The sequence below is a fragment of the Shimia sp. R9_3 genome, from assembly GCF_017743755.1.
In the GTDB taxonomy this organism is placed as follows: Bacteria; Pseudomonadota; Alphaproteobacteria; order Rhodobacterales; family Rhodobacteraceae; genus Shimia.
This window is the reverse complement of the sequence record NZ_JAGHRP010000001.1, coordinates 265,991-291,510: the sequence shown is the minus strand read 5'-3', so window position 1 is coordinate 291,510 and position 25,520 is coordinate 265,991. Positions and strand designations below refer to the sequence as shown.

Annotated in this window: 24 protein-coding genes and 1 tRNA gene; 14 read left to right on the top strand and 11 right to left on the bottom strand. The window is 53.1% G+C overall.

The genetic code is table 11. From position 1 onward, the window contains the following. Positions 1-16: 16 nt before the first annotated feature. Positions 17-2,632, bottom strand: coding sequence for a DNA mismatch repair protein MutS (gene mutS, locus J7412_RS01280; RefSeq protein ID WP_209077493.1), 2,616 nt, complete (start codon positions 2,630-2,632; stop codon positions 17-19). Between the two features lie 181 nt (positions 2,633-2,813). Between mutS and J7412_RS01275 the strand changes: the two genes are divergently transcribed. Continuing rightward, on the top strand, positions 2,814-3,683 hold the full coding sequence (locus tag J7412_RS01275; RefSeq protein WP_209076306.1) for a ribokinase: 870 nt from the start codon (positions 2,814-2,816) through the stop codon (positions 3,681-3,683). 88 nt (positions 3,684-3,771) lie between these two features. Here J7412_RS01275 and msrA read toward each other — a convergent pair whose 3' ends face one another. Then, on the bottom strand, positions 3,772-4,434 hold the full coding sequence (gene msrA / locus J7412_RS01270; RefSeq protein WP_209077491.1) for a peptide-methionine (S)-S-oxide reductase MsrA: 663 nt from the start codon (positions 4,432-4,434) through the stop codon (positions 3,772-3,774). Between the two features lie 523 nt (positions 4,435-4,957). On the opposite strand from msrA, the gene J7412_RS01265 reads away from it, so the two are divergent. Continuing rightward, the gene (locus tag J7412_RS01265) at positions 4,958-5,671 is read left to right on the top strand and encodes an HAD family hydrolase (protein ID WP_209076304.1); all 714 of its coding nucleotides are present in this window, start codon (positions 4,958-4,960) and stop codon (positions 5,669-5,671) included. A gap of 61 nt (positions 5,672-5,732) precedes the next feature. Here the strand turns inward: J7412_RS01265 and J7412_RS01260 are convergent, their stop codons facing one another. After that, positions 5,733-6,014 (bottom strand): SCP2 sterol-binding domain-containing protein, encoded by a 282-nt coding sequence (locus J7412_RS01260; RefSeq protein ID WP_209076302.1) that lies wholly within the window; start codon positions 6,012-6,014, stop codon positions 5,733-5,735. Positions 6,015-6,522: 508 nt separating this feature from the next. Continuing rightward, positions 6,523-7,749, bottom strand: coding sequence for an argininosuccinate synthase (locus tag J7412_RS01255; RefSeq protein ID WP_209076299.1), 1,227 nt, complete (start codon positions 7,747-7,749; stop codon positions 6,523-6,525). 212 nt (positions 7,750-7,961) lie between these two features. Here J7412_RS01255 and J7412_RS01250 point away from each other — a divergent pair. Further along, positions 7,962-8,037: transfer RNA gene (locus J7412_RS01250), tRNA-Thr, on the top strand. A gap of 56 nt (positions 8,038-8,093) precedes the next feature. Here J7412_RS01250 and J7412_RS01245 read toward each other — a convergent pair. From J7412_RS01245 to J7412_RS01220, 6 genes are all read right to left on the bottom strand, one after another. Beyond that, entirely contained in the window at positions 8,094-10,847 is a 2,754-nt protein-coding gene (locus tag J7412_RS01245; protein ID WP_209076297.1) for an ATP-binding protein, read from the bottom strand. Between the two features lie 14 nt (positions 10,848-10,861). Next, the gene (locus tag J7412_RS01240) at positions 10,862-12,064 is read right to left on the bottom strand and encodes an ABC transporter substrate-binding protein (protein WP_209076294.1); all 1,203 of its coding nucleotides are present in this window, start codon (positions 12,062-12,064) and stop codon (positions 10,862-10,864) included. A 132-nt stretch (positions 12,065-12,196) separates the two neighbouring features. Then, positions 12,197-12,928 carry a metallophosphoesterase family protein gene (locus tag J7412_RS01235; RefSeq protein ID WP_209076292.1) on the bottom strand — a complete coding sequence of 244 codons (732 nt, stop codon included), beginning with the start codon at positions 12,926-12,928 and terminating at the stop codon, positions 12,197-12,199. Next, positions 12,925-13,512 (bottom strand): ATP-dependent Clp protease proteolytic subunit, encoded by a 588-nt coding sequence (locus tag J7412_RS01230; RefSeq protein WP_209076290.1) that lies wholly within the window; start codon positions 13,510-13,512, stop codon positions 12,925-12,927. The genes J7412_RS01235 and J7412_RS01230 overlap by 4 nt, the downstream gene beginning before the upstream one ends. A 140-nt stretch (positions 13,513-13,652) precedes the next feature. Then, the gene (gene serA, locus J7412_RS01225) at positions 13,653-15,248 is read right to left on the bottom strand and encodes a phosphoglycerate dehydrogenase (RefSeq protein ID WP_209076288.1); all 1,596 of its coding nucleotides are present in this window, start codon (positions 15,246-15,248) and stop codon (positions 13,653-13,655) included. A gap of 85 nt (positions 15,249-15,333) precedes the next feature. Beyond that, positions 15,334-16,482, bottom strand: a complete 1,149-nt coding sequence (locus J7412_RS01220; protein ID WP_209076286.1) for a phosphoserine transaminase — start codon at positions 16,480-16,482, stop codon at positions 15,334-15,336. Positions 16,483-16,777: 295 nt separating this feature from the next. Here J7412_RS01220 and serB point away from each other — a divergent pair, with 295 nt between their 5' ends. From serB to J7412_RS01195, 5 genes are read left to right on the top strand one after another with little or no spacing between them, the layout of a single operon-like run. Beyond that, on the top strand, positions 16,778-17,656 hold the full coding sequence (serB, locus tag J7412_RS01215; RefSeq protein WP_209076285.1) for a phosphoserine phosphatase SerB: 879 nt from the start codon (positions 16,778-16,780) through the stop codon (positions 17,654-17,656). Positions 17,657-17,659: 3 nt separating this feature from the next. Continuing rightward, on the top strand, positions 17,660-18,427 hold the full coding sequence (locus J7412_RS01210; protein WP_209076282.1) for a TSUP family transporter: 768 nt from the start codon (positions 17,660-17,662) through the stop codon (positions 18,425-18,427). 45 nt (positions 18,428-18,472) lie between these two features. Continuing rightward, positions 18,473-18,793, top strand: coding sequence for a metalloregulator ArsR/SmtB family transcription factor (locus tag J7412_RS01205; protein WP_209076281.1), 321 nt, complete (start codon positions 18,473-18,475; stop codon positions 18,791-18,793). Then, positions 18,790-19,218, top strand: coding sequence for an SRPBCC domain-containing protein (locus J7412_RS01200; protein ID WP_209076279.1), 429 nt, complete (start codon positions 18,790-18,792; stop codon positions 19,216-19,218). Before J7412_RS01205 ends, J7412_RS01200 begins: the two co-directional genes overlap by 4 nt. A 36-nt stretch (positions 19,219-19,254) precedes the next feature. Beyond that, on the top strand, positions 19,255-19,569 hold the full coding sequence (locus J7412_RS01195) for a hypothetical protein (RefSeq protein WP_209076277.1): 315 nt from the start codon (positions 19,255-19,257) through the stop codon (positions 19,567-19,569). 88 nt (positions 19,570-19,657) lie between these two features. Here the strand turns inward: J7412_RS01195 and J7412_RS01190 are convergent, their stop codons facing one another. Further along, complete coding sequence (locus J7412_RS01190; protein WP_209076275.1) at positions 19,658-20,653, bottom strand: asparaginase; 996 nt, start codon at positions 20,651-20,653, stop codon at positions 19,658-19,660. Positions 20,654-20,822: 169 nt separating this feature from the next. On the opposite strand from J7412_RS01190, the gene J7412_RS01185 reads away from it, so the two are divergent. The 6 genes from J7412_RS01185 to J7412_RS01160 all read left to right on the top strand — a co-directional run bounded on the left by J7412_RS01185 (position 20,823) and on the right by J7412_RS01160 (position 25,514). Continuing rightward, a complete protein-coding gene (locus J7412_RS01185; RefSeq protein WP_247743717.1) occupies positions 20,823-21,353 on the top strand; it encodes an invasion associated locus B family protein in 531 nt (176 codons plus the stop codon). Positions 21,354-21,454: 101 nt separating this feature from the next. Then, positions 21,455-22,096: a Hint domain-containing protein gene (locus tag J7412_RS01180; RefSeq protein ID WP_209076273.1), complete on the top strand. Its 642-nt coding sequence runs from the start codon at positions 21,455-21,457 to the stop codon at positions 22,094-22,096. Between the two features lie 208 nt (positions 22,097-22,304). Then, positions 22,305-23,039 (top strand): HAD hydrolase-like protein, encoded by a 735-nt coding sequence (locus tag J7412_RS01175; RefSeq protein ID WP_209076271.1) that lies wholly within the window; start codon positions 22,305-22,307, stop codon positions 23,037-23,039. Then, positions 23,024-24,085 carry an aldehyde dehydrogenase gene (locus J7412_RS01170; protein ID WP_209076268.1) on the top strand — a complete coding sequence of 354 codons (1,062 nt, stop codon included), beginning with the start codon at positions 23,024-23,026 and terminating at the stop codon, positions 24,083-24,085. Before J7412_RS01175 ends, J7412_RS01170 begins: the two co-directional genes overlap by 16 nt. Beyond that, positions 24,082-24,753 carry a hypothetical protein gene (locus J7412_RS01165; RefSeq protein ID WP_209076266.1) on the top strand — a complete coding sequence of 224 codons (672 nt, stop codon included), beginning with the start codon at positions 24,082-24,084 and terminating at the stop codon, positions 24,751-24,753. Before J7412_RS01170 ends, J7412_RS01165 begins: the two co-directional genes overlap by 4 nt. Further along, positions 24,753-25,514 (top strand): aldolase/citrate lyase family protein, encoded by a 762-nt coding sequence (locus tag J7412_RS01160; RefSeq protein WP_209076264.1) that lies wholly within the window; start codon positions 24,753-24,755, stop codon positions 25,512-25,514. The genes J7412_RS01165 and J7412_RS01160 overlap by 1 nt, the downstream gene beginning before the upstream one ends. The last annotated feature ends 6 nt before the right edge of the window (positions 25,515-25,520 follow it).

Sequence of the window (25,520 nt, the reverse complement as noted above, 5' to 3'; positions counted from 1 at the left end):
TGGGTAAAGGGGAGAATTAGTTCTCCGCCAGATCCTTCAATTCATAAATGAGGTTCAAAGCCTCTCGCGGGCTCAACGTGTCCGGATGCACATCCGCGAGTTTCTCTTGCAAGGGAGTTGGTCCCGCTGGTGCAGAGGGTGCAGGCGCAGGCGTCGCAGCGAAGAGCGGCAGATCATCAATCAGCGCTTTCTGTGCCTGACCTTCCCGCTCACCCTTTTCCAATGCATCCAGCACCACACGTGCGCGCGATACCACCGCAGCGGGCAAGCCTGCCAGCTGCGCCACCTGAACGCCGTAAGACCGATCTGCGGCCCCCTGTGTGACCTCATGCAAGAAGATCACTTCACCTTCCCATTCACGCACCGCAACTGTCGCGTTGTCGACGCCCGCCATCTTCCCGGCAAGCTGGGTCATCTCGTGGTAGTGTGTCGCAAAGAGCGCGCGGGATTTGTTCACATCGTGCAGATGCTCCAGTGTTGCCCAGGCAATCGACAAGCCGTCATAGGTTGCGGTCCCGCGTCCAATCTCATCCAAAATAACCAACGCACGGTCATCCGCTTGATTGAGGATTGCGGCGGTTTCGACCATCTCCACCATAAATGTGGAGCGTCCTCGCGCGAGATCATCGCTCGCGCCCACGCGACTGAAAAGCTGGCTGACCAACCCGATCCGCGCACTGTTTGCAGGCACAAAACTGCCCATCTGTGCGAGCAGGGCAATGAGTGCGTTCTGGCGCAGGAAGGTCGATTTACCAGCCATGTTTGGGCCTGTCAGAAGCCAGATGCTCGCGGCATCGCCGCCTGAAAGGTTACAATCATTGGCAACAAACGGATCACCGGTTTTATGCAAAGCTGCTTCCACAACCGGATGCCGCCCGCCTTCGATGGCAAAGTCCCGACTGTCGTTAACCTCAGGTCGGGTCCATTTCTCATTCGCTGCCAGCTCTGCCAAAGCCGCAGATAAATCAAACTCCGCCAGGCCTCTGGAAGCCGCTGCAACCTCAGCGGAGCGATCCAAAATCGCGCTTTTTAAGCTGTCATAGAGCCGTTTTTCGATCTCGAGCGCCCGGTTTCCGGCATTCAGGATCTTGGTTTCCATTTCGCTCAATTCAACGGTGGTAAAGCGCACCTGATTGGCGGTGGTCTGGCGATGAATAAAGGTTTCGCTCAGCGGCGGAGACATCATTGCATCCGCATGTTTTGCGGTTGTCTCAATGAAATAGCCGAGCACATTGTTGTGCTTTATTTTCAGCGCGGTGATGCCGGTTTGCTCAGAATATTGCGCCTGCATCCCAGCAATCACGCCACGCCCCTCATCGCGCAGCTCACGGCTTTCATCCAGCTCCGGGTCAAATCCAGGAGCGATAAAACCACCATCGCGGGCAAGAAGGGGCGGCTCTGCGATCAGCGCGTCTTCCAGAAGATCAAGCAGCTCCTCATGCCCGGACAGTGTCCGTCGTGCCGCTGTTAAATCATCGGGCAAATCACCAGAAAAAGCTCGTTCTGCCAAAAGACTTGCTTGCCCGAGGCCATTCCGGACGGCCGCCAAATCTCGAGGGCCGCCTCGGTCCAACGCGAGCCTAGACAGGGCGCGGTCCAAATCCGGCACCTTGCGCAAAGCTTCACGTAGATCCGCTGCCTCGCCACGTTGATCAGCCATATAGCTGACCGCATCCAGCCGCCCGCGAATGGCTGCCAAGCGCAGCGAGGGCGAGGACAGTCTTTGCTCCAACAGGCGTGCGCCACCGGCGGTCACTGTCCGGTCAATTGTTGCGAGAAGGGATCCGGCCCGGCCGCCAGAAAGGCTTGCCGTTAGCTCCAAGTTCCGCCGAGTCGCCGCATCAATTTGCATCACACCCTGCGTCGCTTCGCGCACTGGCGGTTGCAACAGCGGTAATTTGCCTTTTTGGGTCAGCTCTAGATAGTCGACAATGGCACCAAGCGCTCCGGCCTCAGGCCGCGAAAATGTGCCAAAGGCTTCAAGAGACGACGCTTTGAACAGCGCAGAAACCCGTTTTTCCGCTGAAACAGAGTCAAAACTGCCGCGTGACACAGATGTCAGCGGCACCCCCATGTCATCGACAACCGGTCCGAGCTCAGCTTCCGAGCCTTCTGCCACCAACAACTCACTTGGCGCCAAGCGTGCAAGTTCAGGCCCCAGTCGTACCGGCGCCAAAGGCATCACATGTAGCGCACCTGTGGAGATATCTGCCCAGGCTAGCGCCGCCTCATCTCGGACAACGGCGTAAGCTGCCAGAAAGTTGTGTCTCCGCGCATCCAGCAGGCTGTCTTCGGTCAATGTGCCCGGCGTCACCAGCCGTACCACATCCCGTTTCACCACCGCTTTGTAGCCGCGCTTTTTTGCCTCTGCTGGGCTTTCAAGCTGTTCACAAACGGCGACACGAAAGCCCTTGCGGATTAGGGTCAGAAAATACCCTTCTGCGGCGTGATGCGGGACGCCACACATGGGGATCTCATTGCCCTCGTGTTTGCCACGCTTGGTCAGGGCAATATCTAGCGCCTCTGCCGCCGCCACAGCGTCGTCAAAGAACATCTCATAAAAATCACCCATCCGGTAAAACAACAGCGCATCCTGATACTGCGCTTTGATGTCCAGATATTGCGCCATCATCGGCGTGACGCCCGGCTTGTCGCCCTTCACTGCTCAGAACCCCCAAGGTTTGGTTTTCCTCAGATAGCAAACCTCGGTCCCTATGGAAAAGCGCAAAACCTCAGGTAAGGTCATTGCCAATAGACAAGCGTGCAATTTTTTGATCGTTAGATCAAAGAAACTGGAAACATGGCGTACTCTCATGGCGATTTACAACCTCGGCTCCATCAACGCCGATTTCTTTTATCATGTGCCTCATCTGCCGGGGCCAGGCGAAACGCTTGCAGCGACCAAGTTGACTCGGGGCCTTGGCGGCAAAGGGGCAAATATGAGCGTTGCCGCCGCACGTGCAGGTGCGCATACAGTGCATGTTGGTGCGGTTGGGCATGATGGGCCTTGGGCGGCTGACCGTATGATGGAGTTCGGCGTGGATACACGCCACATCAGCAAGCTTCCGGACACTCCAAATGGCCAAGCTCACATCTATGTGGATGCGGGCGGCGAAAATAGCATCGTTCTTTTCCAAGGTGCCAATCATCAAATACCGGCCGAAACCATCTCTGCTGCACTGTCAGAGGCGAGTACGGGCGACACGTTGTTGATGCAGAATGAGACCAAAGATCAGCCTGAGGCCGCCAAAATTGCGCGAGAGCTTGGTCTTTACGTCGCTTATGCCGCTGCGCCATTTGAGGCGGAGGCTGTTGAGGCTGTTCTTCCTCACCTCGATTTCTTGATCCTGAATGAGGTGGAGGCTGAGCAACTGGAAGAGGCAACTGGTAAGTCTCCGGCGGCGCTTGGGGTCACCGACGTGATCATTACGCTTGGTGCGAAAGGTGCGCGCTGGCTGCATGAGGGGCAGTCTCGCGATTTTCCTGCAATGCCTGTGACACCGGTCGACACTACGGGGGCTGGCGACACCTTCACTGGCTATGTGCTTGCTGCGCGTGATCGTGGTCTGCCCATGGAGCAGGCGATTGCCCTCGCGATGCGCGCAGGTGCTCTGATGGTGACCCGAAAGGGAACCGCAGATGTGATCCCTGATTTGAAAGAAGTGGACGAGGCGCGTTTCTAAGCGCTGCCTCGCACCTAATTTCGGCTAGAAATTACCTTCGAGGGGATCGCTGATCTAATCCGGAGTGGGCGCAGCCCGCGGATGGTCTTTAATGGCCCACAAATGGAGCGGCGCTTCCCCAAAGTTCTTTTACGCGCGCATCTCGGCCGCATGCTTTGCGGTAGCGCTTATAAGCTTCGCTCTGTTTCTTTGGTCCAAAGCGGGTCAATACAATCTTGCCGCCTTTGTAGTAATCCTGATGATAAGCTTCTGCCTCATAGAAGGTTCCAGCCTGCAAAATTGGCGTCACAATTGTCTGCCCCAACTGAGCCTGGGCTTTCACTTTTGCGGCTTGAGCCTTGCTTTGTTCGCTTTGATTGGCGACAAAAATCGCGGTGCGGTAGCTGTCGCCTCGGTCGCAGAATTGACCGCCTGCATCTGTGGGATCAACAGAGCGGAAGAAGAGATCAAGTAGCGTTTGACGTGAAACTTTGGAGGGGTCGAAAGTGATTTCTACGGCCTCGTAGTGACCTGTCCCACCTTTGGTCACCTGCTTATAGCTTGGGTTGGCTGTGCTGCCGCCAATAAAGCCGGACCGCGCTTCCTGAACACCTTTGACGCTTTCAAAGTCGCTCTCCACGCACCAGAAGCATCCACCGGCGACGATCAGTTTCTCCGTGGTCATGGCGTAGGCACGCTCGCTGTGAGCAAACGTTCCCAGGACAATCAGAGCGGATAGGGCTGCGGTTTTCAGGTTCTGCAGTTTTTTCATCAGACAACTCCTTGTTGCCCCAATCTTGCGCTGGCTCTTCGTGAGTCTCAATCCTATGAAACCTGTTGTCACACCAAGGTGAAAGTCGGTGAATGGGAGCAGCCGGAGCCGATCCTACCCGCGCTTGCGAGAGCGATAGACAGGTGAAACTCTGCAAAAACTGCTACCGACCGAAACATCTCTGTCTTGGGCGACATTTATTTTCGTGCAGAACTTGATCAGTTGGATCCCTGCGGCGTTTTCATACGCTCTGAAAGTTAGAACAAGGTGGCGATCGTCTTGGTTCCAAATGAGGCCCTGAAAGGTCGCGCGGTGAGCAATTGCATCGATATCACAGAATGGCATTCAACGTTGTCAGTTACCAGAAGCATTTGCTCTTGGTCTTCGGGTTGCTGCGCGCTAGCGTCTGCGAAAATCAACAGTATCAAAGCTAGCATAGGTTGTGTTAGGGCGACTGAGTGACCCCAATATCTACCTCTGCGATACAGCCGTGATACCGACGCAATACAGAGGGGTGATTTTGATGAAGATAGCGATGTGGAGTGGACCGCGAAATCTGTCCACGGCGATGATGTATGCTTTTGGCAATCGCTCGGATTGTGCTGTGGTGGATGAGCCTTTCTACGCGGCTTACCTTGCAAAAACCGGCCTAGATCATCCGATGCGTGAAGAGATCCTGAGGTCACAACACCAGGATCCACAAGTGGTGGCTTCAGCGCTCTCAGGCGCCAATCCAGATGGTAAAACCGTTTTTTATCAAAAACATATGACCCAGCATATGATTGATGGCGTTCCTAGAGAGTGGATGCAGGATGCAAAAAACGTGTTTTTGCTGCGCCATCCGGCACGCGTGATCGCCTCTTATGCGGCCAAACGAGAGAACCCCACACTTGAAGATATCGGTTTTCCTCAACAACTAGCGCTTCTCAAAAAAGTGCGGGACTGGGGGCGAGATGTCGTCATCGTTGACAGCCATGACATTCGGGAAAATCCCGAGGATGCGCTGAGAAAGCTATGTAACGATATAGGTTTAGATTACGATCCGGCGATGCTCAGCTGGCCCAAAGGCGGGCATAAGGATGATGGCGTTTGGGCCAAACACTGGTATGGCGCAGTTTGGAACTCCACGGGATTTGCGGGTGCAGAGGGCCCGTTGCCAGAGGTTCCTGATAACCTCCAGCCGGTGCTTGATGCGGCTTTGCCAATCTACGAAGAGATGAAATCGCAAAAGCGCTGAGCGTCCTCAACACGGAGGTAGGGAACACTGCCTCCGTGAAGAAGAGTCTGGAAACAGATATTTAGGCCAGCAACTGTCCCAACTTCATGGCTACGCCCATGTCACCCGACACTTTGAGCTTGCCCAACATTAAAGCTGTGGTTGGCTTGAGATCTCCCGCCAGAAGCTTTGAGAGATTGTCTGCAGAGATTGTGACGGTACAGTCGGTATCACGATCATCGGTAGACGCAGTCCCGTCTGCCAGAACGAGCACTCCGGCGTCGCCACAATCAAATTTCAGCGTGTTATCAAACGCTTGATTTTTCAACCCTTCGCGCATTTGCGCCGCAATCTCTTCCAGCATGTATCCTCCAAAAGACTAGTTTCTAACGAGCACTTAATCGCAGCCACATTGCGTTGCTGCAAGAGTTACGTTGGATTGGTTACCTCCACGTTAAGTGGTGAGGCCTCAGAGGAATTTGCCGTTTTCTTCTGGATTTCAGAGTTCTGTCCGAAACTATCAAGTTGTTGGCTCTTGGTGTCATGTTTTGTCTGTTCGCTAAGAATAAATAGCTGATCGAACCAAAATTACACTTTTTATGGAGATCACCATGCGCCCGCTGATCCTGATAACCTGTTTAGTCACCTTCATTTCCGCTTGCTCAGACGCGGGAAGATATCCAATTACCGGATGTGACAGCAATGCGACCTACCCTCTGACTTGCAAACCGCAAGAAGAGCAGGACCCTGTACACAAAATGGACTCTACCGGCTTTACGTCTGTATTCAACTAAACTGTCGGTTTGATAGCAAACTGCCGGAAACAAAAAACCCGCCCATTGGGCGGGTTTTAGTGTCTAAATTCTGGCTGTTTAATCCGCGTTGCGCTTGTTGCGCATCGCGATCAGTTTTAGTCGCAGCGCTTGTAGTTGAATGAAGCCGGCTGCGTCTTTTTGGTCATAAGCACCCGCGTCATCTTCAAAGGTTACGTGCTCTTCCGAATAAAGAGAATAGTCGGACCAGCGGCCTACAGTGGCCGCCCTGCCTTTGTAGAGCTTGACGCGCACGGTGCCTGTGACGTGCTCCTGGGATTTGTCGATCGCAGCCTGCAGCATCTCACGCTCCGGAGAATACCAGAACCCGTTGTAGATCAGCTCCGCATACTTCGGCATCAACTCATCTTTGAGATGCATCGCGCCTCGGTCCATGGTGATAGACTCGATGCCGCGATGAGCTTCCAAAAGTACGGTGCCACCGGGTGTTTCATAGATGCCACGGGATTTCATGCCCACGAAGCGGCCTTCTACGAGGTCCAGACGGCCAATGCCGTGTTTGCCACCATATTCGTTCAGCTTGGTTAGAATGGTTGCCGGGCTCATCGTCTCGCCATTGATGCTGACCGCATCACCCTTTTCAAAGCCGATTTCGATGAATTCTGGCTCATTTGGTGCGTCCTCAGGATGGACGGTACGCTGATAGACATAGTCCGGAGCCGCGACGGCCGGATCTTCCAATACTTTACCTTCTGAAGAGGTGTGCAAAAGGTTCGCGTCCACTGAGAAGGGCGCTTCGCCGCGTTTGTCTTTGGCGATGGGAATCTGATGCTGTTCGGCAAAGTCGATAAGTTTTGTTCGGGAAGAAAGATCCCACTCACGCCAAGGCGCAATTACTTTGATGTCGGGGTTCAGCGCATAGGCGGCCAGCTCAAAGCGCACCTGGTCGTTGCCTTTGCCGGTTGCGCCATGTGCCACCGCATCTGCGCCCGTTGCCTCCGCAATCTCGATCAGACGTTTGGAGATCAGCGGGCGTGCAATCGACGTGCCCAACAGATAGAGCCCTTCATAAACCGCATTGGCGCGGAACATTGGAAAAACGAAATCTCGTACAAACTCTTCGCGCACATCTTCGATGTAGATGTTCTCTGGTTTGATGCCCAGCAGTTCCGCCTTTTGGCGGGCCGGTTCAAGCTCTTCACCTTGACCCAAATCTGCGGTGAAGGTCACCACCTCACAGCCATATTCGGTTTGCAGCCATTTCAGGATGATTGAGGTATCCAGGCCACCGGAATAGGCCAGCACAACTTTCTTCGGAGCCGACATGTCTTTTCCCTTCGTCCATATAACGCTCGCGCGATAGCGGTTTTTAACCGCTTGGGCAAGGAGAGCCTCCCTCCGGAGCCGATAATGATTGTGAAACACTTAAAAAGGGCTGGATCCCGTTAGGTAGCCGCTCTTGGAAAGACAAATGATCTCGGGTTTGATTGCGGACCCTTGCGCGCTAAACTGTTAGCGGTTAGAGGAACGGGCGCAGTGCCTCAATAGCTCAGCTGGTAGAGCAGGTCCTTCGTAAGGACAAGGTCGGGGGTTCGAGTCCCTCTTGAGGCACCATCTTTCAGCTTTAAAAGTGCCGTAACACTTACCACAATCCCAAAGGCACGATTTGTCTATGAGCGGGCTCTGTTTTTTGGCTCTCTTGCGTCTGACTGAGATGAAGCGAGTTCTGGCTTTGCGAATTCCCAAAGCAGGTCGAGCAGCTCTTCTTTCTTGAAGGGCTTTGAAAGGACAGCGTTCATTTTTTTGGCGAGATAAGTCTCGCGATCTTCTTTGCTTGCATTGGCTGTTAGAGCGATGATGGAGGTGGGTGTTAAGCCGTGAACAAGTTCGTATTCACGAATGCGCAGTGTTGCTTCCAACCCGCCCATTATCGGCATGGATATGTCCATGAGCACGACAGAGAAACTCGGGTCATCTTGGAAGGCATCTACCGCCTCTTGTCCGTTTACGCAGAATTGAAATTCAACAGGCTGATTTTTGAACAACTTCTCCAATACCAACCGATTAACCTTGTTGTCATCCGCGGCAAGGATCCGCCAATTGGGTAACTCTGTTCTCGTATCTCGTGGGGTATTCAATGCGTCTTCTTCGGGAGACAGGCGTTCTATGAGAGTGGAGTTGGTCATCAACGGGCTCAGTGATGGATAGTTACCTCTCATTTGGTCACCATCGCCAATCTCAAATACGTGGCACTTCGACTTTTCCAGGTTCTGCTGCGCCGATTTCGGGAGCTTCGACCCACCAACCAGGATTGCATGTCTGTTCATGAGTGGAAGATTGAATTCGCTCATACGCAGCAGGACGACTTCTGCACCAACATAAGCCAATCTGTCTTGCCAGAACCGCGCTAAATCCGGTGAGTCTTGGGTTAATATGGCAATGCGTTTACCATTCAGGTTGTTAATTGGGGTGTGTCCGCAGCCCGTCGTGCACAGGGGCAAAACAATCGAGAAGGTGGTTCCTTCACCCAGTACAGAGGCCACGGTGATTTGGCCCTCCATGACATCAATCAGCCCCTTTGTAATCGCGAGTCCCAAGCCGCTGCCATCAAAGGTGCGCGTTGCCGAATTGTCCACCTGTTTAAATGCCTCAAACACCCGGTCCAGCTTGTCTTCGGCGATGCCGACGCCGGTGTCGGAAACATGTATTTCGAAAGAGTCGTCTTGTGTATTGGGGCGTCTTTGGAGGGAAACTCGGACATGTCCGCTTAGGGTGAATTTGTTCGCATTCCCAACGACATTCAGCAGAATCTGCCGCAGTCTCTTGGCGTCAGACCAAATCACTCTTGGCATGGCTTTTTCTAATGTCACTTCAAAGGCCACGTCAGGTTTTTCGAGCCCCTGTTTGACCAGACCAACAACTTCGTAGACCAGATCGTCAATCAATACGGGCTCACTTGATGTTTCAAACTGTCCTGCCTCCAACTTTGAAAGGTCCAAGATATCGTTGATAATCCCGACAAGAGCCAAGCCAGAAGAGCGGATAACACTGACCGAGTCTCGCGCTTCGGCGGAAAGGTCTTCGTCCAACAAAGCTTCTGACATGCCAATGATCCCATTCATCGGCGTTCTGATTTCGTGGCTCATATTTGCTAGAAAACGGCTCTTGGTTTTGTTGGCTTCCTCGGCCTGAAGCGCTGCTTGATTGAGGCGTTGTTCGTGCTCCTTTTGGTGTGTTGTGTCTCGCTCTACGGCAATCAGACGCACCAATGTACCGCTTTCATCAAAAACCGGGTTGATCGCGACCTCCACCCAATAGGGGCGCCCGTCTTTTGCATGGTTGATCAATTCGACAGTCACCGCCTTTCCAGCGTTTAGATTGCGAGACATGGTTGCAATGGCTTTTGGATCAGACAGTTCGCCCTGTAGCAGCGCACCGGGAGATTTTCCGAGAACTTCTCCCAGTTTATAGCCTGTTAGGTTTTCGAACGCTGGGTTGACCCAGGTGATCAGCCTGTTTTTATCCGTGATGACCACTGCATCGTTGGAGCGGATTGCGACTTCTGACAGTTCCCTATGTTTCTGTTCTAGTTCCTCCATTTCGGTTTTGGCTTTTTCCAATGCTTTGACGGGTCGAACCAACAACCGGTGACCGAGCAAAGACATACATGGCGCCGCCACCAACAGAATTCCGAAAATCGCCCACGTGAGAGATCGCAAAAGTGCCGTTCGTGCCTGATCCAGCGACGCTGCGTCCCACTGCACTTGAAGGGTTAGGCCGGTGCCTTCTAGGTTGCTTGCAAACAACCAATTTGCGGGATCTTGTTGCTGGGTTCGCGTCAGCGTCAAAGTTTCCACCTCAGACGGGATGATTTGAGCCGGCAAACTCCATTCGGCGTCAATAGCTATGAGAACGCCTTCGGCAAATCCGTTTGCCAGTACCGGCACGGCTACCATTAATGTTGGTGTGCTCTCAAAATAGACGACGTCAAATAGCGTTTGTTCGGCTGAGATAACGCGCTGTGCCAAGAGATTGGTATGATCTGAGATGCGCTTGTTTAGAATGTTGTTTGCGTCTAGCCGGAGAATTTCTTCCGGGAGAAAATCGTACAAGAGAGTGCCGTCAAAAGGGGCAATTTCGAGATAGCGGTCAAAGATTGAATCTGCATAGGTGTCCGTTTGCACATCTCCCAAGACAAGATTTACGATGGCTGGTTGCGTGGCGAGAAAAGTCAGACCTAAGCCCAGCTGATCCATGTGAGTGTGCAACCGATCCGCAAGTGCGTCACCTTCGACTTTGGCAAATTCCTGTTGGGAACTCAGAGTTTGTTCTGACACCGAAAAACGCACCACGGCGCTGGTGAAGGCCCCTGATACCAATGAGGCGAGCACAACGAAGATGTTGAAGAACAACGTGTAGCGCATTGAGCTGGCCATTTTTAGAAGTGATCAGACTTGGCGGTAACAATACGGTCCTCGTTGTCGAAACGCGCTATACAGAAGTCTCCTACTTCGAGTGCTTCATGCGCTTCTGGATTTTGAACCGCGTATTCCGAAAAGGGGAACTCATAGCGGCGGAGCAACCCGTCGACCGGTCCTTCGATATTGGTCAGTGCTTTGATCAACATCGCGCGTTGTGTTGATATATCGTCTTCGACCTCGATGTTTCTCAATGCTTCAATGAGCAAAAGGCCAAGATCATATCCGTGAAAGAACCCGGCTGGCGCTCGCAAATAGCCACTGTCATCAAAATCCTCACGATAGGTTTTGACAATCTGATCTAAGCGCGCATCAGAAGATCCCGCGGGCGCTTTGAAGCTAAAGCAGGGCTGAATGAAACGGAGCTGCAACCCGTCGCGCACTGGGGCCGGAACATCTTCTTCAAAATCTCCCCCGGTAATGCCCCAATGGCTAAGCATTCTGGTTTGCATTTCTGTTTTGTGGAGTGCGGTGAAGATAACAGAAGCATCTTTCGCATTGCCCACATAAATGGCGCAATCACTGCCTGCGACATCCAATGCGTTGGCAAGAGACAAGGCATCAGCCTCACCCAGGTTACCCTCAAAATATCGGATTTTATAGCGATTAAACCCGAGAGATTTCATCTCCGCGGTCATGGTGCGCTCGTTGGATTCTCCCCATCCTGACCGCCACAAGATCAGGGTGATATGCTGGCATTTGTCTTGTGTGACGGCCTGCGGGACAAGAATTTTTGCTGCTTTCGCATCATCTAGAGACAGGCGAAAAATACTATTTCGAGCAGTTTGTGCGCGCGTGAGTGGGGCGGCGGCCGACCAAGGCAATAGCAGTGGAATGCCATTTTCATTCACATAGTCTTTGGAGGAAAGATAAGGCGGGGAGTGCAGGCCACCCACGACTGCGATTGCCTGGGGGTCTTCTAAAAATTGCTGGAGATGTCTTTTTGAGCGTTTGCTATTGGCGCGGTGATCAAGAGGCACAAACTCAATCTTGCGCCCAATTACAACACGATCTACCTCGTCAAACGCGGCCATAAGTCCAATTTCGATTGACCGTGCAGAGGCGTAGTTGGAAGTCCGATCCGCATCCAAATACACCTTGTAGATATCGGCCGAAGCCATCCCAGATAGGCCGCAGAGCAGCGCCAACACACGCATAAACATAACAACACCAGAACAAAACACATACACTTGATCCGAAAAGAGTAAGAAGAAAATCTTAACAAAGCCTCTAACTGGCTTTGCGCAGAAAGGGCGCTGAGGATCGATTGTGTTTTGAGCGGAGCAGCCTGCTTGTTATGCGGGCTTCAGGACCTTCCTGCCGGAACTTTCCAAGGTCCAGACATCTGAGCCTTCAAAGACGGCCACTGAAATAGGCTTTCCATAGCCAGCTCCCGTGTCCAAGTCGATGCGATTGCCTTTGTGTTCGACGGTTTCAACAACCGTATGGCCGTGTACCACCAGCCAGGGATGTGGCCGGGGATCGGAAAGAAAATCGTCTCTGATCCAGCATAAATCGTCTTCTGACTGATCTTCCAACGCGATGCCAGGTCGAATGCCGGCGTGTACAAAGAGGATAGGATTCATGAGATGAAACAAAGGTAGGCTCGATATGAACTCTATGTGCTCTTTGGGAACAAGCGCGAGCGCGTCAGCATGAATGTCCTCGACAGCACGATCGGCATGGGCATCCACACCATAGCTGGCCAGCGTTTCAGCGCCGCCCAGTCGCGGATGAAGCCATGTGAGTTCTGGTCGTAGGCGTGGATCATGCTTTGGTTGCGTGGCCATGAAATATTCAAACATGCGATCATGATTGCCCTTCACAACGGTCCAAGGGCGGCCTTCGGTGCGTGCATGCATAAGTCTATCGACCACACCGCAACTGTTTGGTCCGCGATCAACAAGGTCTCCCAGAAAGACAATACGCGCATCGGGACCGCCATCTGCTTCAATGCGCGAAAGTATGTCTTCCAGTTTCTCGAGATACCCGTGAATGTCGCCGATGGCGTAAACTGGATCTGTCATCGAAGTTCATCTGCTGTTTGAATAATCTGCCCAACAAGACCGTAGTCGACCGCTTCCTGCGCTGTAAGCCAAAAATCATGTTGAGTGTCGTCGGCTATTTGTTCCGGAGTATGGCCGGTCGCTTCGGCAAACAAAGTATCAAAGCGGGCACGCATCATCCTAATTTGTTGCGCTTGAATTTCCATGTCGGAGGCCTGTCCGGCAATGCCTCCAGACGGTTGGTGGAGCAAGAAACGTGTATTGGGTAGGCAAAACCGATTTTCAGCCTGTGCACCGACAAAAATCAACGCACCGGCACTCGCCACCCAGCCGGTGCCGATTGTGCGTACTTTGGGACGGATGAAGCGGATGACATCATGCACCATATCGCCGCTTTCCACATGTCCGCCGGGAGAGGAGATAAACACGTTGATCGGGTCATCTCCGGCTTCAGCAAGCGAGAGTAGATGGGTCACCGTGCGGCGGGCGAGAACATCGTTGATTTCTCCGGCAACAATCACGTTGCGACTTTGGAAAAACAGCTGGTCAATCGGGCCGGAAACAGTGGGCGAGTGCTTGTCAGCGTCACGCATTTGGGGAAACATGGAAACCTCCTAAACCGACTATGTGTAAACACCCCCACTGTTGATTGGAGATCTTCTGAGCACAACCCCAGAGGATCTTTCAGAGGCAACAAAAAAGCGCCGCCAAAACGAGGCGGCGCTTTTGTTGGCTTTGTCACAGTTTAAGCGACGTCAAAGGCCAGTGGTTTGATTTGGCGGAACATATCGGTTTCTGCCAGTTTCGCACGCGCTTCGGCCGGGACCGGTTCATCCACGTAAAGGAGTGCAATCGCTTCGCCGCCGACGTCCGCACGACCCAATGTAAAGTTTGCGATGTTCACGCCATTGTCGCCCAATGTCTGACCCAGCGTACCGATGATGCCTGGCACGTCCTCATTGGTGGTGTAGAGCATGTTGGCCCCGATCTCGGCATCGATATTGATGCCTTTGATCTGGATGAAGCGCGGCTTGCCATCCGAGAAGACGGTGCCTGCGATGGAGCGTTCACGCTTGTCGGTCACAACTGTCACTTTGATGTAGCCATCAAAAGTGCCGGACTTGTCCTGATTGGTGGTCGAAATCTGGATGCCGCGTTCTTTGGCGACCACAGGGGCGGAAACCATGTTCACGTCTGGGTTGGCCTTTTTCATGATCCCAGCCACCACTGCACAATTCAGAGCTGCAAGATTCATATCCGCTGCTACGCCGTCATAGAGGATGTTGATGGCTTTGATCGGCTCGTCCGTCATTTGGCCCGAGAAGGCGCCAAGATGATCTGCCAGTTTGATCCAGGGTCCCATCACCTTTGCTTCCTCAGCGGTCACCGACGGCATGTTGAGCGCATTTTCAACAGCGCCGGTCAGCAGATAGTTGGACATTTGCTCAGCCACTTGCAGAGCGACATTCTCCTGAGCCTCGGTGGTCGCTGCGCCAAGGTGCGGGGTGCAGACCACATTAGGCAGATTGAAGAGCGCGTTCTCTTTGGCAGGCTCTTCAGAGAAAACGTCAAAGGCCGCACCAGCGACATGGCCGGATTTCAACAGCTCGGCCAGCGCTTCTTCGTCCACCAGACCACCGCGGGCGCAGTTGATGATGCGCACGCCTTTTTTGGTCTTCTCAAGGTTTTCGCGGCTCAGGATATTGGCGGTCTGTTCCGTGAATGGCACGTGCAGGGTAATAAAATCAGCGCGGGCGAGCAATTCGTCCAGCTCCACTTTTTCCACACCCATCTTGTCCGCTTTCTCGGCGGACAAGAATGGATCATATGCCACAACTTTCATCTTCAGACCACGGGCACGATCACAAACGATGCCACCAATGTTGCCTGCACCGATCACGCCGAGGGTTTTGTTGGTCAGTTCGACCCCCATAAATTTGGACTTTTCCCATTTCCCGGCATGGGTCGATGTGCTGGCTTCCGGGATTTGGCGCGCGACAGCAAACATCATCGCGATGGCATGTTCCGCAGTTGTGATCATGTTGCCAAAAGGCGTGTTCATCACGATCACACCCTTTTTGGAAGCAGCTTCCTTGTCCACATTGTCGGTGCCAATGCCTGCGCGGCCGACCACTTTGAGGTTTGTGGCGGCGTTCAGGATTGTCGGGGTCACCTTGGTGGCGGAGCGGATCGCCAACCCGTCATATTGGCCAATCACTTCGGCCAGTTTCTCTTTGTCTTTGCCAAGGTCAGGCATGAAATCGACGTCGATGCCGCGGTCACGGAAGATTTGAACGGCGGTTTCGCTGAGTTTGTCGGATACGAGTACTTTGGGAGCCATTTTAAGCGTCCTTTGGAAAATCTATGTCTGGGAAGGTGCGCAACAACTGCGCACCCAACGTAGGGTGTGCCCTCGGGGGCCCCTCTTAGGCTTGCGCTGTGATTTCGGCCTCAAAGGCCCATGTGAGCCATGGGAGCATGGCCTGCAGATCGGAGGTCTCGACTGTGCCGCCACACCAGATGCGAAGGCCAGCAGGCGCGTCGCGATAGGCGCCGATGTCCAAGGCGATGTTCTCTGCCTCAAGACGTTTGGCCACCGCTTTTGCGAATGCTGCACCGTCTTGAATGCGGTCGTCTGAGAACTTCAGGCAAACCGATGTGTTGGAACGCGTGGTTTCGTCTTCGGCGAGGTTCGTGATCCAGTCGTTTCCGTCACAGAAATCGAAAACCGCTTTGGCGTTGGCATCCGCGCGCGCGATGAGACCTTTCAGGCCACCCACAGACCGCGCCCAATCCAGCGCAAAGAGATAGTCTTCGACTGCCAGCATGGAGGGGGTGTTGATGGTGGCGCCGGTAAAAATGCCTTCGATCAGCTTGCCGCCTTTGGTCAGGCGGAAGATCTTTGGCAGCGGCCATGCTGGTGTATAGCTTTCCAGTCGTTCCACAGCGCGCGGGCTCAGGACAATAACGCCATGCGCCGCTTCGCCGCCCAGCACTTTCTGCCAGGAGAAGGTGGTCACATCCAGCTTGTCCCAAGGCAGGTCCATCGCAAATGCGGCAGATGTAGCATCACAGATTGTCAGCCCTACGCGGTCATCCGTAATCCAGTCGGCATTTGGCACGCGCACACCGGAGGTGGTGCCATTCCAGGTAAAGACAACATCGTTGTTCTTGGTATCTACCGTGGCCAGATCCACGATATCGCCATAGTCGGCGGTCTTGACCTCGGCGTCGATCTTAAGCTGCTTCACCACATCGGTAACCCAGCCCGCGCCAAAGCTCTCCCAAGCCAGCATTTCGACTTTGCGCGCGCCCAGAAGGGACCAAAGCGCCATTTCAACCGCGCCTGTGTCAGAGGCAGGCACGATACCAATACGGTAATCTGCGGGGATGCCCAGGATCTCGCGTGTGCCTTCAATCGCGGCCTTCAGTTTGTCCTTGCCGATAGCGGCACGGTGGCTGCGGCCGAGAGCGGCATCGGCGAGCTTGGTCACATCAAATGTGGGGGGTTTGGCGCAGGGGCCAGAGGAGAAACGCGGATTCGCCGGGCGAACCGCCGGTTGCTGAGTAGCCATAAGTGCTATCCTTCCAGATAAATGCCTCTCGTTGGGGAGAGGTGTCCCACGGACCGACTTAGGCGGAGTGGCGGGATCTCACAACAGGAAAAATCCGCATTGGCGACAGTTTGTGATTCAAAAGCGACGCCAAATGACCACTATCGGAAACATTCGGTCACATGAACGATGTGGGTGCGGCAGGTGCAGATTCTGATGAATAAAACCTTACGGTCAGAAATATCCGAGACTGGAATCATCTTTGCCGCCGTGCTCTATGGCGCCCAAGCTAACTTCAAATCTGTTGAGGCCCCCGATGCTCACTGCCACGCTTTTGACCAATCCGACGTTGCCAAGTCTTGATGGGGCGCTTTTGGAGAATTTGCGCAATGCGTGGGGAGGTGACACCGTACATTGGCTCGCAGTCGAAGAGGCTGCGGAGTTTTCTCTGCCTGCCAAGCCCGACAATCTTTGGGAGGTTTGGGCCGATTTGCAAAAATTGGGTGTGGATCTCGTTGTTCAGCCGACTGAAGGCCGCCGGAAGAAGATGCTTTTAGCGGACATGGACAGCACGATGATCGAGCAAGAGTGCATCGATGAGTTGGCTGACGAAGCGGGTGTCGGGGATCGCGTCAAAGACATCACCGCACGGGCGATGAACGGAGAACTCGATTTTGAAGGTGCATTGACGGAGCGCGTTGGCCTGTTGAAAGGCTTGGATCAGGGGGTGATCGCCAAGGTGTTCGCGGAACGCATCACTTTCATGCCCGGGGGGAAAGCGCTTTTGGCGACAATGAAAGCGGAAGGCGCCTACGCAGCGTTGGTGTCAGGCGGTTTCACAGCCTTTACTGCCAAAGTAGCATCCGAACTTGGCTTTGACGAAAACCGCGCCAACACGCTCTTGATTGCAGATGAAAAACTGACCGGGGATGTGGGGCGCCCTATCTTGGGCCGCGAAGCGAAGGTGCAGGCGCTCAAAGAGATCACCGAACGACTTGGGCTTGCGCATGAAGATGTGATGGCTGTGGGTGATGGTGCCAATGACCTTGGCATGCTGGGGCTCGCTGGGGCAGGGGTAGCGCTACACGCAAAGCCTTCAGTCGCGGCAGAATGTGACATCCGCATCAACCATGGGGACCTCACCGCGCTGCTGTATATCCAAGGCTATGCCAAGTCTGAGTTCGCGGGCCTCTAATACATGCTGGAATTTGGGGTTGAGGGGCTGCTGCTCTTACTGGCAGCAGGATTTTTTGCGGGCTTCGTGGATGCGATAGCTGGTGGCGGCGGATTGATCACGGTGCCGGCGTTGATGATTGCCGGTGTGCCGCCCGTGCAAGCACTCGCAACAAACAAGATACAAGGGATGTTTGGATCAGGCACCGCTGCCTATTCCTATGCAAAGAGTGGCTTGGTCGATCTGCGCGCTCAGGCTGGACCTGCACTGTTGGCGTTTATCGCATCGCTTGGCGGCGCACTCCTTGTATCCGTTTTGCCAACAGATTGGATTCGGCTGATCTTGCCGGTTCTGCTGATCGGAATTGCGCTGTTCTTTGCCCTTCGCAAAAATCCCGGCGAGATGGATCGTACAGCGCGTCTCAAACCCATCATCTTTTCCCTGACGGCTGTTCCGGTTGTTGCCTTCTATGACGGTATCTTGGGGCCGGGCGCGGGCAGTTTCTATATGATCGCCTTCGTTGCGCTGGGCGGCTACGGCATCTTGAAAGCGACCGCGCATACCAAGCTTCTGAATTTCGCTTCCAATGTTGGCGGGCTCGCCGGGTTTATCCTCGTTGCCAACCCGCTTTGGGCTATTGGCTTAGCTATGGGCGCGATGCAAATTTTGGGCGCTCGGCTTGGTGCCAAGGTGGCCATGGCGAAAGGGGCAAGGTTGATCCGCCCGCTTTTGGTGGCAACCTCCGTCGCATTGGCGCTCAAACTGCTCTGGGATGTGCTCTGTCAGACTTGAAATTTAACATTTGTGTTAAATAGAGAATCCCCTCAAGATCAGGCTATGACCTGTCTGGCCACAACCTTTGCTGCCCTTTCCGATGAAACCCGCCTTGCCATGATGGAGCGTCTTATGGCTGTTGGGGAGCTTCCAGCCGGTGATCTTGTGGCAGACGCGTCGATCAGCGGTCCTGCGGTGTCTCGCCACCTTAAAGTTTTGCGCAACGCAGGCTTGGTGACACAGCGCGCAGAGGGCACAAAACGTCTTTACAGCGTTCGACCGGAAGCGCTGCAAGCCGTTGCGGGATGGACAATGGATCATAAAGCGTTTTGGCAGTCAGGCTTGGAGCGGTTGGACGCCCTGTTGGCGGAGGACAAGTCATGAGCGATGCGCGATTGGAAAAGGAGTTCTCTGTCTCGCCTGAGCGCCTCTACGCTGCGATTACAAATCCGGCCGATCTGAGCCGTTGGTGGGGGCCGGAAGGCATGACATTGGGCGACCACACTTTAGATTTTACGCGACTTGGTCCGTGGCATTCTGTCAAAATCAGTGACGCTGGTCGGCAGATGAAAATGTCAGGTCAGGTGACAAGTATCGATCCGCCACATTCGGTCGGGTTTACCTGGGCTTGGCACGACGAAAATGATCAACGTGGACATGAAAGTCATGTCACATTCACCGTCGAGGCGACGACGCGGGGGGCTAGGCTGATCATAGATCACAAGAAGTTGCAGGATGAAGAAGCTGTGCGTGGCCATAGTTGGGGCTGGAACAGTTCTACCAATAGGCTGCGGGCGCTTCTTGAATAAATTTGGATCAAGACCCTTCAACAAAGGAGACTTCAAATGCCAAAATTTATGTTCATTTACCACGGAGGTGGGCGCCCGGAAACGCCGGAGGAAGGAGAGAAAGTCATGGCAGCCTGGATGAAGTGGATGGAAGGGATAGGCGCTGATCTCGTCGATGGCGGCAACCCGGCAGGTATGTCCAAAACCGTCAGTGTAGATGGTGTGGCGAATGATGGCGGTGCCAATCCGGTCTCTGGCTACACGCTTGTTAACGCGTCCGATATGGACGCGGCCTGCGAAATCGCAAAAGCTTGCCCAATCCTGGAAGGCGGGATGGGCACAGTGGAAGTGGCCGAAGCGATGGAGATGTAGTCAAACCAGACTAAATGAAGCGCCGGTGGCATATGTCGATGCCTCCGGCGGGAGTATTTTCTGCCGAGTGCAGCTGGAGTGGCGAAGTTCAGCGCATCACCTCTGTGGCGCGCATCATCCCGGTTTGTAGACCGTCCCAATTTCTGATTGGCGCATCGAGATATTTGGCCGCTTCCGGATGGTTAGGGTCTAAAACACCGAGCTTCGCCAAAATCGCCGCAATTGCGTTTTCAGAAGCGCGCGTGCCGCCATCAATGATCTTCAGTGCGACACCCAGTTTCTGTTCGGGCAATATGGCGATGAAGAAGGCCTCAGCACCGGTTTTGATCGCGACTTTATAGTTCATTGCGCGCATCAGATTGGTGCACGCGCGGCCTTCGCCAGCCACATACTCCGGATGTTTGGCCATAGCGTCCCGCAAGCGTGCAGCGGCTGTTTCGCGGGTGCCTTCCCCCTCACGAGCGGCTGCAAAGAATGCCATGGCGCGGGCCATTCCCTTGAGTGTGCTGGCGTGATTGGGAGCAGAGCAGCCATCAATGCCGTAGCCTGTGCTGGTTTCCTGTGTCAGCTCTTCATGCGCTGCCAGAACGGCTTTTTGCACAGGATGGTCGATATCTGTGTAGTTTTTCTCTGCGCCGAGATGTTTGGTCAGAGTGAGGAAACCCGTATGTTTGCCGGAACAGTTGTTGTGTACGCGGCAGACCGGGTCATTGCAGCGGATCAACTCATCACGAATACCGATGTCGCGCGGTTCCTGAGGTCCGCAAATCAGATCATCGTCGGAAAATCCTTGTGCCGCAAGCCAGGCATTCACCATGTCATTGTGGATGGCAGATGCGTTATGGGACGCGCAGGCCAGCGCCAAGTGCTGCTCTGTCAAACCGGCGGCATCGGCTGCGCCGCTTTCCACCAAAGGTAGTGCCTGGATCATTTTTGAGGAGCTGCGAGGCAGCACAATGGCATCTGGATCGCCCCATGCATGCACAATCTCCCCGTCGGCATTGCAGACCACGGCATGGCCGCTGTGGACACTCTCAAGAATGTCTCCTCGCCAGAGTTCGGTCATCGGCACGGCTTTGGTCATCAATCTCTCGCTTTCATGGGCAAATTTGTGCCAACGGGTCTTTCGTCTCGCGGCAAACATGGGCTAAGCTTATTCTATCGCGTATAATAATCTCCGGCCCAACACAAATGGTGCAAAACCAGCGGGCAGGAACCAGAGGCAACACACAGCTTGGAGGCTGTAGAAGAGCATGACATCACGTTGGATGACGGCGCTGGCCATGGCGGCGACGCTTTGGAGTGGCAGTGTTTCGGCACAGGCATCAAGCGAAAATCAGGTCAACGCCATCACGGATTGGAGCGTCTTTGAGCACAAAGACGGTGACAAACGTGAATGCTGGGCGGTGAGCACAGCCAAAGAGAGCGTGAACACCCGTGGTGGACAGGTTGTGGCCGTACGCCGCAGCGACATTCTGCTGATGGTGTCTTTCTTGCCCCACGAGAGCGTCTCGGCGCAGGTTGGGTTTACCGGTGGATATCCCTTTGCTGGTGGATCCACCGTTGAAGTGAGCATTGACGGTCAGAGTTTTGTGATGATCACAGAAGGCGAATGGGCTTGGCCTGCGTCTTCCGGAGATGATGCCAAAATTGTTGCGGCCATGAAACGCGGCGCGGATGCGACGCTGACGGCGCGCTCTTCACGCGGGACCAAAACCGCCGATACGTTTTCGTTGCGCGGTTTTACCGCTGCCGTCGAAGACGCAGAGAAACGCTGCAGCTGAGATCAATAAAGCCCCTGCCAGGGCCTAACACGCATCCAACGTCACCATGGGGGAGATCGATCGGAACAACCGGTCGATGAAATGGCCATGGGAGAGCAAAAATGGCGCAGGCAGAAACAGCATACACAAATGGCCGGCAGTCTCAGGTGCAAGAGCTGGGCTCCAAAGATGTGAGCCTGGTTGCGAGAAGTACAAAGATCGCAACCCGACAAGGAGAGGTGGCGGTCGAAACGCTTCGCGCTGGTGATGAAGTGGTCAGCCGAGATCTGGGGCTTATCCGTGTGCGCTGGGTTGGAGTGTTGCAGGCAATTGAGCTCCCGATCCGAGTGCCTGCTGGCGCTTTGGGGAGAAATGTCCCAGCGCGTGATTGTTTACTTGCACCAAATTCTCGGATCTGGATGCGGGGCACTGAGTTTGAAACTGCCTTTGCTGCGCGTGAGGTGATGGTTCCGGTGAAGGATCTCGTCGGTTGGCACGGGATAACAGAGCATGTTTCACATGCGCCCACGACCGACTATTTTCTCGTGCTATGTGACACACCGCAAATCCTGACCATGGATGGCATGCAGGTGGAGATGCGCCACGCTGGAGCTGATATGCCGGAATTTGCGACGGTAGATGCGGACGAAATGGCCTTCCTGTTCCCGGAGCTTCTGGCTCTCAATCCAAAATCGGACAAATGGCGTCGCCGTTTGGACAAACACGAAGCGGCTCACGTGGTCGAGGTTAGAAAACGCGCTTAGGTTGCCTCAATGCATTTGAAATATTCCAGCAGAGATTAGTATGTTTTTTTGACCTTGCCTCTCGAAACTGGCCCCTTCGAGTATCGCTGACCACGTTTGGCGTTGCGCTTCTTTGATGCCATTGATACTGGGATGGCGAATGCGAGTACAATTGGTAAGTAAGTCAGGAACCTCGTAGAAGACTATCCGATGTGTAGATGAGACGCGATTGGCATATCTATCTGAACAAAAACGCAGTTTCTTTAGCAATGACTACACTTGTTTCAAAACGTATCCACTGGATTTGAATGCAGCGAGGCGACTGGAATTGCGGCCATTTGAGTTGGCGAACTACGATGTCTTCGCGTTCGATTTTGACGGGACCTTAGCTGACACAAACGCTACGAAGTATCGGGCAGTCTATTGCGCGGCTCTGAGCGTCACGGAAGATGAAAGTGTAGCATCACGCTTTGCAAAGAAATTCATTTTCCAAAGCGGAATTTCCCGGGAAGCGAAAATTACCGCGGAGTTTGATGAGGCGGTCGCGAAACAGGTCCTTGCCAAATACAACTCTAATCTTGAAGTGATGTTGTCTGAGGTTGTTCTTGATGACGACGCCCTTAGGCTCATTGAGAAAATCTCAGAGCGCGAAATGACCGCGTTGATTGTTACTGGTGGCGATGTCAAAGAGGTGGAGCAGATCCTTGAGCGCAACCAATGTGCCGATTTGTTTCACGGAGTTTTTGGGCCACCTCTGAACAAGGTGCAGCATTTTAGGAACTTGCTAAAGAGTGGACTGACTGCAGTGTATTTTGGCGATTCACCCTATGATGCTGAAGCCTGTATTGAGACGGGCGTCGATTTCTGTTTCGTTGAACAGTTCTCTCATGTCGATTATGGCCAGATCGACAAGCCTAGCTATTCCATAAATAAATTTGGGGATATTTTATGCCAACTTCTTTGAATATTGCCATCAACGGTTTTGGGCGTATTGGGCGGGCGATCTTTCGTCAGGCCCACCGAGATCATAGATTTCGCGTTGTGATGATCAATGACATCAATCCTGACGAGAAAAACGTTTGCTATATGTACAACTTTGACTCGATCCAAGGTGTCAGCCAGGGCGAGGCAGCTCTGCAGGTAGTCTCGAGCAATGCGCTGCGCGTCGGAAGTGAAGGCGATGAGATTAGATACTCGCGCGAGGAAGACGTGGCTGCGTTAGACTGCGCTGATATCGACATATTGATAGATGCTTCAGGCTTGTCAAATAACGGTGCCTCTCTGTCGGCGTTGGTGGAAAAGTTCCCAAAACTGAAAGTTCTTACAACACATATTCATCCAGACGCGGACATATGTCTTGTTCTTGGGGCTAACCATGAACAACTTGATATCTCAGCATCTTCGATCATTTCGACGAGTATCTGCGATGCTACTGCTTTGGCGCCTGTGCTGCGTTGTCTTGATGAAGCTTATGGGGTTGAAAGAGGTCATATTACCACGGTTCATCCATGGCTAAACTACCAAAACTTGTTAGACGGACCATCCACGTCTTGGGCTAATCCTGGCGAAATCTATGATCACTATCCGCTAGGTCGCAGTGCTTTGGATAACCTAATCCCAAAACCAACTTCTGCGGTAACCGCGACATTCAAATCACTGCCGAATTTCGATGCGAAAATTTCATCATTCTCATATCGTGTTCCTACATCTTTGGTTGGATCCGCTGACCTCGTGCTCCAGCTGAAGGAAGCTCCGGCGAGTAAGGCTTCAGTCATTTCGGCCTTTGAAAAGTTTAATTCTGCATTTGCCTGGAAGCTCTTCGGGATAAACACTGACCCCCTAATCTCCCGTGACTTTATCAATCGTGAGGAATCTGCGATCATCGATGCAAGGTGGTTGGATATTGTTGACAACCAAATTCATCTGATTTTGTGGTATGACAATGAAAATGGCTATGCGGGGCGCGTTCTGGATCAAGCCCAGTTTGTCTCGGAAGCGAGAAAAGCATGAAAATCGTTGCTGTTGTTCCGGTAAAAGAAAAATCTGATCGCGTCGTATCGAAGAACTTTCGCGAGTTTTTTGGTGGAAAATCGCTTTTTGAACTAAAGCTATCGCAGCTTCACGCGGCCGATTGTTTTGACGAAATCTATGTGTCGTCTGACTACACGAGCTTGGCAGACAGACAGAGCGAACTTGGATTTACTTTTATTGAGCGCGATGTCGAATTCTGTGACAATGTCAAACCTTGGCCAGAGGTTATTCACCAAGTGGCTGCGTCTCTTCCTGAAGATGATGAGACGAGTGTTGCATGGTGTCATACAACCAGTCCGCTGTTTGATGAGTATTCGAAATGTGTCGCAGCATATCAGGAAAAATGTTCTGGTGGCGATTATGACGGTCTTGTCGCTGTTAAGAAAATTTCTGAATTCCTGGTTTCTGAGATGGGGCTCCCGATCAACTACGCTTGGGGGCCATGGCACAAGTATTCCCAGCACTTACCAAAGACTTTTGCTGTGAACGGTGCGCTATTCATAACAAAAAAAGAAATGATGGTTCGCAATCGGTATGTGGTTAGTCCGAGCCCCTATTTTTACGAAACGGATGATGTGTCTTCTGTCGATGTAGATACAGACTTAGATTTCGAGTATGCGCAGTTCTTGATGCAGAGGAAGCTGTAATGACATTTCGCGAAAGGCTCTTAAACAGAGAGCAAGTGCTTGGGACTTGGTTCACAATTCCGTCTGCAGCAGCAGCAGATATTATCTGTACATCAGGCATAGACTTTTTGATCATCGACCGCGAGCATGGTCCACATAGTTTTGAAACCGTACTGGCTTCTGCCTTGGCCGCTGAGGCCCGTGGTGTAGCGCCCTTAGTCCGGTGTACCCATGTTGATCAGGCTGAAATTTTGCGCTGCTTGGATTTGGGAATTGCTGGAATACAGGTTCCAAATATCGAAGATGTTTCCCAATTGAGTTCTCTGCTAGAATTTTCTCTCTATCCACCCGAGGGGAATCGCGGATTTTCGTTGTTCACCCGCAACGGTGAATATGGACGTTTGCCTGCGACTGAGATGACGTCAAAGAGAAACGACGAAACAGCAATTATTGTTAATGTCGAGTCTATTGAAAGCGCTAACGCGATTGATGAGTTGATTTCCATCGATCGGATCGATGCTATCTTTATTGGCCTCTACGATCTTTCACGTAGCCTAGGTAGACCGGGAGATTTTTCATCAACGGTTTTCAAGGATGCGGTCAGGAAAGTGACAGATGCTTGTGTCGCCAAGGGCAAATCTGTCGGAACGATTTGCGCCACAACGGAGGTCGCAACTGAGTTCAGCGAAATGGGCATGAATTATTTGGTTTATTCCGTCGACTGCAACGTTGTACGGAAATCTTACAGCGACTTTGTTGCAGCGATGCAAAGCACAAAATGAAGACGA